The sequence below is a fragment of the Oricola cellulosilytica genome (assembly GCF_019966575.1).
Classification (GTDB): Bacteria; Pseudomonadota; Alphaproteobacteria; order Rhizobiales; family Rhizobiaceae; genus Oricola; species Oricola cellulosilytica.
This window is the reverse complement of record NZ_JAINFK010000007.1, coordinates 47651-60387: the sequence shown is the minus strand read 5'-3', so window position 1 is coordinate 60387 and position 12737 is coordinate 47651. Positions and strand designations below refer to the sequence as shown.

Here is a 12737-nt window from a genome sequence, read left to right as displayed (position 1 = left end):
TCCCCGAGTTCTTTCAGATGACAATCTTGCCGGCCAGAAAATCGGCGGCAACCGGCGAACAGGCTCCGCCGAAGAAATCTGCGGCGGGTGCGTGATCCGTCACACATCCGCGATGCAGGAAGACCACGTCGTCGGCCAGCCGGCGGGCCTGTGCGACGTCATGGGTCACGAACAGCACCTTGGTTCCCGTGCTCTGTATCTCTTTCACCAGTTGCTCGATCATGAGGACGGACGGCGGATCGAGGCTGGCGGTCGGCTCATCGAGGAACAAGGCCTCGGGTTTGGTGGCGAGCGCCCTTGCCAGCGCCAGTCGCTGCTGCTCTCCCCCGGAGAGAAGACGCGCCGCCTGCCGCGCCTTGTGCGCAAGACCGACGCGCGCAAGGAGCCCGGCGCACTCCTCGCCGTCGCGACATTCGGATTTCGGCAGCACATAATCGATATTGGCGGCAACCGACCTGCGCAGGAGAACCGGCTTCTGGAAAACCATGGCCTGGCGTGGCGGTCCGGCAGGGCCGCCTCCCCAACTCACTTCACCGCCAGTGGGCTTCAGGAGACCGTGCAGGATGCGCAGCAGCAGGCTCTTGCCGGCTCCGTTCGGGCCCATGATGACGGTGAGCCTGTCCGGATCGAAATCGAGCGTGACACCGTCGAGCACGGATTTGCCGTCGATCTTCAGGACGATGTTGCGCGTCCGCAGCCGAGTGGATGCCGCCCCTTCGGGGGCAGCAGGGGCCGGAGGGTCGATCACCGCCCTAAGCATAGGCGTACCGCGCGGCCGTTGCCCGCAGGCTCATGACGAGCGCGTTCACCCCGAGCGCGATCAGCAGCAGCACGATGCCCAGCGCCAGAGCCATCGGCAGATCGCCCTTTGAGGTCTCAAGCGCGATCGCGGTGGTCATGACCCGCGTCAGGTGGTCGATATTGCCGCCGACGATGATCACGGCGCCGACTTCCGCGACCGCGCGGCCAAAACCGGCAAGCGCGACGGTCAACAGCGGAAAGCGGGCATCCCACACCAGCGTCCGGACGACCCTGAAACCCGTTACGTTCAGCGAACGCAGTTGTTCCGCATATTCGGTGTTCAGATCCTCCAGCACCTGCCTCGACAACGCGGCGATGATCGGCGTGATCAAAATCGTCTGGGCGACAATCATGGCGGTCGGGGTATAAAGGAGGCCAAGCCAGCCAAACGGCCCGGCGCGAGAGAAATTCAAGTAAACCATCAGGCCGACGACCACCGGCGGCAGGCCCATCAGGGCGTTGACGACCACCAGCATGACCCCTCGCCCGCGAAACCTCGAGATCGCCAGCCAGCCGCCGAGCGGCAATCCGATGACGCACGACACCACCATCGCGGCCAGGCTGACGCGGAGCGAAAGCACGACGATCTCGACCAGATCGGCATCGAGCGCTCCGACCAGGCCGAATGCGACCGTGAAGGCTTCTGCAAAATCCTGCATTTTTTACGTGTTGACTCCTCAGAACGTAAATTTTGCACATCGTGACTCCGCGCACAAGACAGTCCGCGTCCTGATCGGTGGATTTGCTTGAGAGAATTCCGCCCGGTTGGTCCGCCCCATCGTTAAGCGTTACTCCGCTTCGCGTTGATGCCCGCCCCCCGTCATCCTCGGGCTTGACCCGAGGATCCACGGCTGAACCGCGCCTTTGGTCCATGGATCCTCGGGTCAAGCCCGAGGATGACGATCTTGGGTTTGGCTGCGGCCGGGATTTAGGTATCGACACATGCCTCTCCGTTGCCACGCCGGTTCTTTGTCCCACCTTTAAGCTCCTCATTTCATTCGTCGCTGATGGGCCGAGTCTTCTGTCCCATCCTTAAGCTTCGGGCTACGCCCTCGCTGATGGGCCCCTTGCGGGCGTGCCTCTTTCTTGCCACGCCCTGTCTCCAGTCTGGCCATTGAAACATTCATGGGAAGCGGGCGGTCGTCGTCACGCTTCTGTGAATAGGTTTGGTGCGATCGGATCGACCGCCAGCCGGTTGCTCACCCGCCTCCCGGCCACGGCTCGCGGTCCCGTGGGACCGGCCGAAAAGCTGAAGGCTAGGGCCCGGCCGTAAGCTCTTGCCAGGCGTGAACCGCACGCCCCAGCCGGCACCGCATCCCTCCGCCTGGCCATCCGGTCCATGAACCCGGCTTCCCGTGGAGGAACGTCCGGCAAGTATGCGGGAAGTTTCAGAGGTGTGGATGGAAACCAGGCGGAAAAAATAAAATAACGAGACCGAACAAAGGGTTAGAGAAACCCGGGCAAAAACTTATCAACGTCCCGGAATCCTTCTCCCTTCGGGAGGCCGGCACGAGAAGGCCAAGGCGGACTCGGAGAGCCCCTGCCCGACGGCAGAGAGATGCTGCAGGCTAGTCGAAGACGATGCTCGGCGCCGGCATCATGGCTCGCTCTTCCTTTAACCTGTCCTGCACTTTCTCCGCGATAGACCGGTAGACGGCGGCGTGCGGACTGTCCGGATCGGAGACGACGATCGGCGTTCCGTCATCCGACTTCTCGCGAATGTCCATCGTCAGCGGCACTTCGCCGAGGAACGGAACCCCTATCCGCTCGGCTTCCTTCTTCGCGCCGCCATGGCCGAATATATCGTGCCGTTCGCCGCACTTGTCGCAGATGAAGTAGCTCATGTTTTCCACGATGCCGAGAAGCGGAACCTCGACCTTGCGGAACATGTTGAGACCCTTGCGGGCATCTATCAGCGCCAAATCCTGCGGCGTCGACACGATGATAGCTCCGGCAAGCGGCACATTTTGCGCCATCGTCAGCTGCGCATCGCCGGTGCCGGGCGGCATATCGACCACGAGCACGTCGAGTTCGCCCCATTCGACCTCGGAAAGCATCTGGTTCAATGCCGAAATCACCATCGGTCCGCGCCAGATCATCGGCGTTTCCTCGTCGACGAGAAAGCCCATCGACATGACCTTCAGGCCGTAGCCTTCCATCGGCTTCAGGATCCGGCCGGACACTGTCTGCGGCCGGCCGGAAATGCGCAGCAGGCGCGGCATGGACGGGCCGTAGATATCGGCGTCGAGAATACCGACTTTCAGACCGAGACCTTGCAGGGCCAGCGCCAGATTTACCGATGTCGTGGACTTGCCGACACCGCCCTTGCCGGACGCCACCGCAATAATGGCGTTGATGCCGGGCACGCCGGCAGGTTTCTTCGGCTGCCCGGATGCCTGACCGCGTGCGTGCGCCGCCATTGGCGGCGGAACCGCATCGGCCTGGCTTCGCTTGGGAGCCGGCCGCACCGGACGATCCGGCGAACCGCCTTCCTTCGCGGCGGTGAGCACGACCGAGGCCTTCTCGACACCTTCCACAGTCATGGCGGCCCTCTCGGCCGCCTCGCGTAAAGGTTCGAGGTCTTCGGCGCGGTCGGCCGGGACGGTGACCGAAAAGAAAACCTTCGGTCCCGCGATGACGATCTCCGACACCAATCCCAGATCGACGATGTTTCCGGTGAGATCGGGGCCCTTCACCCGCTTGAGCTGCTCAACGATAAGCGCCTTGTCGATTGCCACGGTCATTTCCTTCAAATTCCATTTGTCTTTGCAGATAGGCCATTTGATATGCACATCCAATGGGGTAACCCTGTCGCAGACGACGATTGGGACTGATAAATCGGGGAGCGCGGCTTGGCCACACCACCAAACAGAAAAGAACGGCGCGCCGCGCGCGCGGAAGGTGCGGCGACACTCGACACCACTGCCTTCCTCAAGATGGCCGACAAGTTCATCGACGTTGCCAACCGGGAGAACAAGACCACGCTCGCCTCGGAAATCCACATGGCGTTCCTGTTCGCGGCCGCGCGCTACAATGCCTTCGTCGCGAAGAATGTCGTGGAGGTCGACGACCAGGAAAAATTCATCGAAGAAATGGCGGGTAACTATAAGGAGATGCTACGCAATCACCTTGCGGACCCTTCGGTCTGAACGGCCCTTTCCCTGGATCAGGACTCATATCGAAAAGATGATCGTTGCGGCGAGATTGATTGCTGACCCTAAACAACGTGACATGCGCGATCCTCCTCACCATCGTGAATCCGATCGCACTGTAAAGGGAACTATTTCAGCAGATCCTTTCCAGACTGTGCCGCGTGCTGGAGGCCCTTTTGGTGCTTAGGTAGATCATCACGAACTGTCACCCATGGGAGATGCTCCGACCAGAAGAAGTGTGCTGTAGGCCGGTATAAATTGGGCTTATCAAGTGTTGCCGCATACAGATGCGTTTCGTCTGGGAAAATCTCTGATTCGAAAGAGGCGGGAGCTCCGCATTGGCCGCAGAAACTGCGCATGACTTTTGGCGAAGACCGATAAAATTTTCGGGGACCCGACCAAGACACGGTTGAACGCAAGACGCCAAACCAGCTTACATAATCAGATGATGCCGCGCGGCGGCAATCTTCACAATGACAAAGGGCGCTCCACAAAATTGGACCGCTCGAACTCCAAGTCAATGCACCGCAAAGGCAACGGCCGGATATATCGGACATAGGTGACCTCAAACTCCGAATTGTATCTGGTTTGCCCGGATTAATAGGTCCTGAGCTTAACCTTCGAGACGTCGGCGAATGGAAACGCGGCGCGGCGCGGCGTCTTCCTCTTCCTGCTCCGAATCAGGGGCCGCCTCTTCCGCTTCGGCGACCGCAACCTCCTCCGCCTGGTGACCGTCTGATTTGTCCTCGGCTTCAGGCGACTCCGCCGGAGCTTCAAAGTCCGGCTCTGGTTCGCCGGTCCCGGCCAACGCCTCCGCAGCGTCTTCGCTTGGCTCCGGCATGGTCAAACGGCCCGCCGCGTATTGCGCCTTTTGTTCGGCCTCGCTGAGGAACCCTCGTCCCAGCGCCCATAGCGACTTGTAGACGTTGGCCGAGGGATCGCCGAAATCGTCGTCGTAATCGTTCAGTCCGTCGAGATTGGCGAGAATGGGATTGGACCGCCAAAGCTTGCGCAGCGCCTGTTTCTTGAGCGCCTCCGGCACGCCCCTCTTGAGAAACACCTTGAAGTCGTCCTCGTAGGAAAGGCTGTCGATGTCGACGGCCTCCGCCGCAAGCCTGTTCTCCTCAAGCTCGGCGGCCAGCGCCTCATCGACGGCCTCCGGCTGCTTTTCGGTTTCGGTGTCATCGGCCGGCAATGCGTCCGGCCCTGTCTCTGTGGGAACGTCTTCCTCGACAGCGGCCCGCTTGCGCTGGGACCAGCGCGCGAGAAAACCGCGCTCCCTGACAGGTTCCTCAGCCATCGAGCTTGCCTCCGGGCGCGCGGGAGCGATCCATGAAGATCGGCTCCTTGCCGAATTTCTGGTCCTCGACCTTCAGCTTGTCGCGGCGGCGCTTCTTGAACGGTTCTTCAACGTGATACGTGTCCGTGAATTCGCGAATTGCGGCGGCGATTTCCGGCGGCATGGCGACGCGCTCCACGATGTCTTCGGCACTGTCCTCGAAATCCTGCGCATGGTAGGGCGAGGCCGTGACAGACTGGACGAACCAGGGCAGCGGATGATTCCCTTCCGAATCGGCGCTGAGGACGACATAAAGCGCCGGCGTGCGGCTGTTGAAATTGTGCACATAAGCCTCGGTCTCCGCCGCGTGGCAATTGAGTTCGGAGGTCCCCATGAAGTAACGTGTCACGGTCTCGTCGCTGAACAGCACATCGCCCGCCGAGAACCCCTTGGGAGCCGGCATTATGCCGACCGGAATCCAGTAATCGTCCGCCCACCGGGAGGCGGATTTGCGCTTCTCGGCAAGGACGCCGACAATGATGGAAAGCTCACGGGCCAAATGTTTTCTCCCGGTGGCCGAAAAACATTGCCACCTGCGTCTGGAACAATAAGTTAGCGCAGCCGAACAACAAGAGTAACCCGATGGATTCCAAGGACAAAACCCTCCTGCTTTGCGATTGCGAGAAAACCATGGTTCTCGACCATGAACTGCTCGCGAAACAGGCCGGCTATGGCGCGGTCGAGTTCCACTCCCGCCTCTGCCGCAGCGAGGTCGCCTCCTACGAGAAACACCTGCAGTCGGGCCGCCCGCTCTGCGTCGCCTGCACCCAGGAAAGTCCGCTTTTCTCGGAGATCGCCGAGGAATCAGGCCTTCCGGTGCCGGACTACGTCAACATACGCGAAAACGCGGGCTGGACGAAAGACCGGAAGGCCGCATCGCCGAAGATCGCCGCGCTGCTCGCCGCCGCCAATGTGACCGGCCAGCCGGCCCGGCTGCGGACGATCGAGAGCGACGGGCTCTGTCTGGTCATGGGTGACGGCCAGTCCGCCTTCGATGCGGCCGCGCTTTTGAACCGGTCGCTGTCGGTCACGCTGCTGCTGACTGGCGGCCATGACGAGGTGCTCCTGCCGGAAGTGCTCGACTTCCCCGTCTTCGCGGGAAGGATCACGACCGCGACGGGTTCGCTCGGCGCGTTCGAAGTGTCGATTGACGGCTATGCCGGCATGCTGCCGTCGTCGCGCGTAAAGCCCGAATTCGCGATGCCGCGAGACGGCGCGAAGTCGACCTGCAGCGTGATCTTCGACATCACCGGGTCCGCGCCACTGTTTGCCCGCACCGAGGGGCGCGACGGCTATTTCCGCGCCGATCCCGGCGATCCGGCCGCCGTGCTGCGCGCGGTCATCGACGCCGGCGAGTATGTCGGCGAGTTCGAGAAGCCGATCTATGTGCGCTACGACCCTTCGATCTGCGCCCACGAACGCTCGAAGATCACCGGCTGCACGAAATGCCTCGACAACTGCCCGCCCGGCGCGATCGTGCCGAACGGCGATATCGTCGAGATCGACGCCGGGATCTGCGGCGGATGCGGCAACTGCTCCGCCCACTGCCCGACCGGCGCCGTTTCCTACGACTATCCGGCGCGCGCCACCCTGATCGCGCGGCTGCAGGCGCTGGTTTCAGCCTATCTCGACGCCGGTGGAAAATCGCCGGTCCTGCTGCTGCACGATGCGAGCCATGGCGCGCCGCTGATCAACGCCATGGCGCGCTTCGGCAAGGGCCTGCCGGTGAATGTGCTGCCCTTCGAGATCCACTCGGCGTCGGGCGTCGGCCACGATGCGATCGTCTCGGCGCTGGCGGCGGGGTTCCGCGATGTCCTTGTGCTCGGCGATCCGCGCAAGCCCGAGGAATACCATGCGCTTGGCGAAGAAATCGCGTTGACCACCGCGCTGCTCGACGGAATCGGCCTCGGCGCCCGCAGGCTCGAGGTGCTGTTTGAGACCGACCCGGACGCGGTGGAGGCAACGCTCCATGAGTTGAAGCCGGCAAGAGAGATCGCCCGGGTCGCTTCGACGCCGGTCGGCGGGAAGCGCGAAGTCGCGACTGCCGCGATCGCGGTCCTCGCCAAGCACGGCAAGGCGAAGGGCGAACTCCTGCCGCTGCCCGCCTCGGCGCCCTATGGCACGATCCACGTCGACACCGCCGCCTGTACGCTCTGCATGGCCTGCGTGTCCGCCTGCCCGGCCGATGCGATCCGCGACAATCCGGAAAAGCCGCAGCTGCGTTTCGTCGAGACCGCGTGCGTCCAGTGCGGCATCTGCGCGGCGACCTGCCCGGAGACGGCGATCACGCTGGAGGCGCGCTACAATCTTTCGCCGTCGGCGATGCAGCCTGTCACCCTGAACGAGGACGAGCCGGCCGAATGCACGCGCTGCGGCAAGCCGTTCGCGGCCAAGGGCATGCTCGACCGCCTGGCCGAAAAGCTGAGCGGCAAGCACTGGATGTACGAGAGCGAGGAACGCAGCTCCCTCATCCACATGTGCGAGGAGTGCCGGCTCGACGCGTTGTCGGAAGGCGGCGCGGACCCGTTCGAGATCGCCAAGCGTCCGCGCATACGCACGACCGACGACTACCTCAATGCCGGGAAAGCGGGACTGAGCGTCGACGATTTCCTGTCGGACGACTGATCGTCAGTTTTGCTGGCTGCAGAGCGAGCGGGCCCGCTGGCGCGAGATTTCGGCGGCCTCGTCGCTCATCAGGCCGTCGGCGACGAGCGCGTTGATCTCGCCGACACGGTCAACGATGCATTCCGTAACCGCATCCGGCGTCCCGATCTCCTCTAGCGTGCGGGGCTGGAGCGGCTCGGCGGGGCGGTTGTCCACCTGGGTCTGCCAAAGCCAGTAGGCGGCAAGCGCCAGCACAATGGCGATCGCCACCGCGAGCAGGCGGCCGAGCAGGTTGCTGGAGGTGGATTTGGTTTGTGCTGACATGATGCTCGTTGCCCCTATTGCCGTATGGTTTCGACCGGCAGATTGACCAGCAGGTTCTGCGGTTTCAGCCGGATCAGATTGTCGTCGTTCATCGCAAGGCCGAGATAGACCGGCTTGCCGCGCATCGATTCCACGAGCCTCGAAGGGTCAAGGAACTCGACCCGGAAAAGCGCCACCATGCGCTCCTGCATCGCTTCGTCCAGGGTCTTGCCCTCGTAGAGCGCGTTGAGAATCGCCGAGGCGGTCGCGTCGAGCCCCACATGCCAGGACCAGCGCTCGTCCCGCACGGACTGCATCGCCTGGACACGCACCGGCGTTCCGTAAAAATGCCCGATCCAGCGCCCGATCACGCCGGCGAGTGCATCCGGCGCCCGCTCGGTGAAGCGGAAATCGATGGCGAAATTGAACTGGTCTGCCCGCGCCCAGTACTGCGGCGCATTCTCTTCGGTCATGACGTCGAGCGAGACTTCGCGCAGCGGCGTGCCTGCCTCGGCCAGCAGCGCGCCGAGCCCGCCCATGCCGCCGTCCCTCGAATACATCTCGACGACTTCCGCATCCGCCAGCATCAGCTGCCCGTCGGTAGTCGTCGCCTTTTGCTCGCGAAAGAAGAGTTCAGCGGCCCGAACCGTGAAAGGGTCGGTCTCGCCGTCGAGGATGTTCGAGACGATCATGTGCGCCAGTTGCTCGAGGAAAAGCGGCGGCACTGTCGGCGCGCCCGCCACGAAAAACGCCCGGTAACCGGCCTCGACGGAACCGTGCGACACCAGATGGTCCCTGTAATTGAGAACGAGGCGGTAATTGTCGGCCGCATCAGCGTCGGCGATGGCGAGAATCTCGCTCTCGTCGACTGCCGCCATCGGATCGTCCATCAGTTTCTCGAACAGCGCATGCTCGGCCGGGCAGCTTTCCTCGATTGGGTGAATTTCCGGCCGGGTGTAGTAGGCGCGCATGATATCGGGCGTCACCGCAAGCCAGCCATTGGCAAGCCGGTGCGTCAGGTGCAGGCCCGAGGACTTCCAGACAAGTGACTTCGGCTTTTCCTCTGTCAGCATTTCAGGCATCGGCCTTCTCGTTTTCCCCGATTGTCTCATACAGCGCCAGCGTCTGTCCGCCGTTCGCGGTTTTCACGAGAAGGCCGCCATTCTCGTCCAGCCCGAGCCACTTGCCGTGCACCTGCCGCCCTGAAAAATCAACCGTCACGTCCGCATTCCGGTCATGCGCCCGCCCGGTCCACGAGGCATGCGCCGCACCGAATCCATCCTGCTGCCATCCGTCGATCCAGGACAGGAAGTGCCGCGCAACCGCCTCGATAACCATCGTCCGGTCGAGATCGCCGCAGCCTTCGACGTGCAGATATGTCGACCCCAGATCATGGCCCGGCTCGGAACCGTCTGCCGATTCCGTCAGCGCGATATCGAATGCGACGACCAGGAAGTCCGGGATCTCCTCGGGTGCACGGCCCGGCCATACGAAAGCCTGAACCTCCCCTGCGACCGCGCCGTTGGCAAGAATGGTCCCCGGCCAGCGAAACGTCAGTGCAAGGTTAGGCGGCCCGATCGCGCCGAGCGCATCCCCGATGGCGACCATAAGAACCGGAAGCATCTCGGCTGCCCGCTCCAACGGGACGTCCGGTTCGAGGACGAAGGCAGCGGATGCGCGGTCGTCACGCGCCGACCACAGCACATCGCCCGCGCTAAGACGCCCCGCGGCCACGCCTTCGGCGGCGGCGCCAATGGGAGCAATGTCCGGCGGCACGAGCATGCCGTTGAACGCCGGCGGGAGTTCGGGTGCGTCTGTTGTCATCGGATTGCTGAGAACGCCTATGGCAGTTCGATGTTGCCCTCGACCACATGGTTCAGTGGTGTTCCTTCGGCGGTGAGGACCATCTTGACCTTGAGCTTCCCGCCGCCGGCGTTTCCGGAACGCACGATCTCCTCTATCTCGCGCTGCGACGTCACGCCGACTTGCTTAAGGAACTTGCGGAGCGACATGTTGAAGGCTTCTTCACTCATCGCGGATTTCCTCCTCCATTTGACTTGTTATCGGGATTGACTGCGTCTTGCCGTCCCGCACGATCGTATAGATCAGCGTGTCGGGCGCCGGAAACAGCATGGTGGCAAACAGGTAGTCCGCCTGCCCTTTGACGGCAAGCCCGTTGATCGCAATCAGAAAATCGCCCTGCCGCAATCCGCCGCCCTCCTCCGGTGAACCCGCGACGACGCGAACGATCTTGGCCCTCATCCTGCCGTTCTCGCCGCGATTTTCCTCAGCCCTCAGCAGCAAACCCTGCGGGCGGCGGTCGATCGAGCCATCGAGTCCGTCTGCCAGGAATGCCTCGATCATGCGGATCGACGCCGCGAAGTTCACGCCGAGATTGCCATCCCGCTCCTTGGTGAAAATCGCGCTGGCCATGCCGGCCACCCGGCCAGCCCGAGAGAACAGGGGTCCGCCCGACATCCCCGGATTTACTGCAGCATCGGTCTGCACGAAATCCTCGATTCGGTTGAACCCGATTCCGCGAATTTCCGTGGCGGAAACGATTCCACATGTCAGGCTGATGCCGAGACCGAACGCGTTGCCTGCAACGCAGACGTCATCACCAGGAGTGACTTTCCCGTCGAGAAGAAGCGGCGTGATGCGTTCGGAGATGCGCAGCAGGGCCATGTCCGTCTCCGGATCGCGCACGACGATCTCCGCATCCATCATACGGCGATCCGAAAGCCGCAGGCGGACGGACGTGGCCGGACCGAGCACATGGTCAGCGGTCAGGATGGTATTTCCGTCCCGGACGGGAAACCCCGTTCCTTCCGGTTCATCATTGTTGACCGCATCACGCGGCAAAACGGGAATGACGGCGACCACCGACCGCTTGGCTCGGTCGGCGATGTCATTCCGCCATTCAGCCCCGTGCGAGAATCCCGCTGCGGACAGCAGGACGACAGCGGCAAGACCTGACGTCAACATCCTGTTTTGCCGCGGTTTTTTCATTACAGACGGACGTTGTCGCTCACGAATTCCGTGTCCGCGTCGCGCGCGACGTAATCATCGACGAGATAGGCTGCAGACAAGGCGACAACCAGCATGACGACGATGCTGAGAAGGAAGGCTTTCATGGTGCTGTAATCTCCAGAATCATGGGTCTAACCGCGCTCGCCCGGCGGCGGGATGGTGGACTTTGGACGCGTTGCGTCGCGCAGATACCGCACCAGCGCGTCGCGACGCTCTACGCTCTTGAGACGCTGCACGGGCATCTTGGTTCCCGGCGTCACCACATCCGGTCCGTCATCGAAAAGCTGCGACACCGTATCGGCATCCCACACGATATCAGATCGCACAAGCGCTTCCGAATAGGCATAGCCCTCGACCGTTCCGGCCCTTCGTCCGAACAGGCCATAGAGCGTCGGTCCCGCCCGGTTCTGGTCCTCCGGCGTCAATGTATGGCAAACCGAACATTTGCGCAGGAACTCTGCTTCGCCCGGATCGCTGACATCGCGCGCCTCGAAACGGCGCGGGTACTCCGACTGGTTCTTCTCGAATTGCTCGCGCGGGGCGACCTGCCATCCGATCGCGAAATCATCCAGCCCCGCCCGGTAGAGACGGTCCCCCTCGGGCACGAATGACAAACCCCAGATCGGCCCGTAACTGTCATGGTAATCCTCGACCATCGTTCCGGTCTCGATATCGAAGACGAAAATCTCGCCATTGGCCGTGCCTGCCGCAAGCAGTCCTGCCCGCTTGGAAACGTCGAGCGACAGGATCGGATGTTCGGCTTTCTTGAGTTCGCTCATCCGGCCGCTTTGCAGTTCGATCACCCCGACCATCCCGTCCAGCGAACCAAACGCCAACAGCGACGCGCCGGGCAACGGCGCAAGAACGTTGACGCCCCATCCGTTGGAATGGAGGACTCTCGCCTCCCCGGTGATCCTGCCGTCCGCAATCGGCCAACTGCGGATCGTCCCGTCATATGATGCGGTAAAGAGCGACGCGCCGTCGAGCGAAAACGCGACTGCGTTGACATTGCCGTCATGCCCCTCCGCGCGCCCGGTCTCGCGCATTGCCGCGATATCGTAGATACGGGCGGTACCGTCCCATCTCGCCGCTGCCGCATATCGGCCCGCCTCGTCGACCGCGACGTCGATCACCTTGTCGCCCGTATCCTCGAGCAGCGCATCAAGCGTACCGTCCTTCAGGTTCCATATTGCCAGCGCTCCATCATCGGCAACTGAAACGGCCTTTTCTTGGCCCGTTACGAAGGCAACGTCATTGACGCCGGCATTGTGACCGATCAGCCGCGCCGCCACTTGCCCAGATGCCCCATCCAGTTTCCAGTAGATGACCGAATAATCGAAGGAGGCGGTCAGCGCAGTCGATCCATCGGAGGCGACCGCGACGGCCTTTACCGGGCCCCCATGGCCGACGAGCCGCTCGGGCCACGCAACATCGTTGGCCGTCGCCTGCGTTGCCACCGACAGGAGCAGAACGGTCGCGAGCAATCCGAAGCGCATGGCGCTCAAACC

Annotated in this window: 15 protein-coding genes; 2 read left to right on the top strand and 13 right to left on the bottom strand. The window is 62.6% G+C overall.

Annotated features, from left to right (window positions below):
• Positions 1 to 13: 13 nt before the first annotated feature.
• The 3 genes from LC298_RS15970 to apbC form a co-directional block, all read right to left on the bottom strand.
• The gene (locus tag LC298_RS15970; protein ID WP_131570953.1) at positions 14 to 760 is read right to left on the bottom strand and encodes an ATP-binding cassette domain-containing protein; all 747 of its coding nucleotides are present in this window, start codon (positions 758 to 760) and stop codon (positions 14 to 16) included.
• Positions 753 to 1460, bottom strand: a complete 708-nt coding sequence (locus LC298_RS15965; RefSeq protein WP_131570956.1) for an ABC transporter permease — start codon at positions 1458 to 1460, stop codon at positions 753 to 755. Before LC298_RS15965 ends, LC298_RS15970 begins: the two co-directional genes overlap by 8 nt.
• A 909-nt stretch (positions 1461 to 2369) precedes the next feature.
• On the bottom strand, positions 2370 to 3539 hold the full coding sequence (apbC, locus tag LC298_RS15960; protein ID WP_131570959.1) for an iron-sulfur cluster carrier protein ApbC: 1170 nt from the start codon (positions 3537 to 3539) through the stop codon (positions 2370 to 2372).
• 114 nt (positions 3540 to 3653) lie between these two features.
• Between apbC and LC298_RS15955 the strand changes: the two genes are divergently transcribed.
• On the top strand, positions 3654 to 3950 hold the full coding sequence (locus LC298_RS15955; RefSeq protein ID WP_131570962.1) for a DUF3144 domain-containing protein: 297 nt from the start codon (positions 3654 to 3656) through the stop codon (positions 3948 to 3950).
• 131 nt (positions 3951 to 4081) lie between these two features.
• Here the strand turns inward: LC298_RS15955 and LC298_RS18220 are convergent, their stop codons facing one another.
• Genes LC298_RS18220 through LC298_RS15940 form a run of 3 tightly spaced genes read right to left on the bottom strand, consistent with a single transcriptional unit; the run spans position 4082 to position 5791 of the window.
• Positions 4082 to 4510: a GFA family protein gene (locus tag LC298_RS18220; RefSeq protein WP_131570966.1), complete on the bottom strand. Its 429-nt coding sequence runs from the start codon at positions 4508 to 4510 to the stop codon at positions 4082 to 4084.
• Positions 4511 to 4566: 56 nt separating this feature from the next.
• On the bottom strand, positions 4567 to 5253 hold the full coding sequence (locus LC298_RS15945; protein WP_131570969.1) for a DUF3306 domain-containing protein: 687 nt from the start codon (positions 5251 to 5253) through the stop codon (positions 4567 to 4569).
• Positions 5246 to 5791 carry a DUF3305 domain-containing protein gene (locus LC298_RS15940; protein ID WP_131570972.1) on the bottom strand — a complete coding sequence of 182 codons (546 nt, stop codon included), beginning with the start codon at positions 5789 to 5791 and terminating at the stop codon, positions 5246 to 5248. The genes LC298_RS15945 and LC298_RS15940 overlap by 8 nt, the downstream gene beginning before the upstream one ends.
• 83 nt (positions 5792 to 5874) lie before the next feature.
• On the opposite strand from LC298_RS15940, the gene LC298_RS15935 reads away from it, so the two are divergent.
• Entirely contained in the window at positions 5875 to 7917 is a 2043-nt protein-coding gene (locus LC298_RS15935; RefSeq protein ID WP_131570975.1) for a 4Fe-4S dicluster domain-containing protein, read from the top strand.
• Between the two features lie 3 nt (positions 7918 to 7920).
• Here the strand turns inward: LC298_RS15935 and LC298_RS15930 are convergent, their stop codons facing one another.
• The 7 genes from LC298_RS15930 to LC298_RS15905 are packed head-to-tail and all read right to left on the bottom strand — an operon-like array spanning position 7921 to position 12725.
• Positions 7921 to 8220 carry a hypothetical protein gene (locus tag LC298_RS15930; RefSeq protein ID WP_131570978.1) on the bottom strand — a complete coding sequence of 100 codons (300 nt, stop codon included), beginning with the start codon at positions 8218 to 8220 and terminating at the stop codon, positions 7921 to 7923.
• 14 nt (positions 8221 to 8234) lie between these two features.
• A complete protein-coding gene (locus LC298_RS15925) occupies positions 8235 to 9281 on the bottom strand; it encodes a DUF6352 family protein (RefSeq protein WP_131570981.1) in 1047 nt (348 codons plus the stop codon).
• Positions 9274 to 10023, bottom strand: a complete 750-nt coding sequence (locus LC298_RS15920; protein ID WP_131570984.1) for a biotin/lipoate--protein ligase family protein — start codon at positions 10021 to 10023, stop codon at positions 9274 to 9276. Before LC298_RS15920 ends, LC298_RS15925 begins: the two co-directional genes overlap by 8 nt.
• A 17-nt stretch (positions 10024 to 10040) precedes the next feature.
• Positions 10041 to 10232: a DUF6494 family protein gene (locus LC298_RS15915; RefSeq protein WP_131570989.1), complete on the bottom strand. Its 192-nt coding sequence runs from the start codon at positions 10230 to 10232 to the stop codon at positions 10041 to 10043.
• Entirely contained in the window at positions 10225 to 11184 is a 960-nt protein-coding gene (locus LC298_RS15910) for a S1C family serine protease (RefSeq protein WP_158284803.1), read from the bottom strand. Before LC298_RS15910 ends, LC298_RS15915 begins: the two co-directional genes overlap by 8 nt.
• A 23-nt stretch (positions 11185 to 11207) precedes the next feature.
• Positions 11208 to 11333 carry a hypothetical protein gene (locus LC298_RS18070; RefSeq protein WP_263289235.1) on the bottom strand — a complete coding sequence of 42 codons (126 nt, stop codon included), beginning with the start codon at positions 11331 to 11333 and terminating at the stop codon, positions 11208 to 11210.
• Positions 11334 to 11360: 27 nt separating this feature from the next.
• Positions 11361 to 12725, bottom strand: coding sequence for a c-type cytochrome (locus LC298_RS15905; RefSeq protein WP_131571184.1), 1365 nt, complete (start codon positions 12723 to 12725; stop codon positions 11361 to 11363).
• Positions 12726 to 12737: the final 12 nt, after the last annotated feature.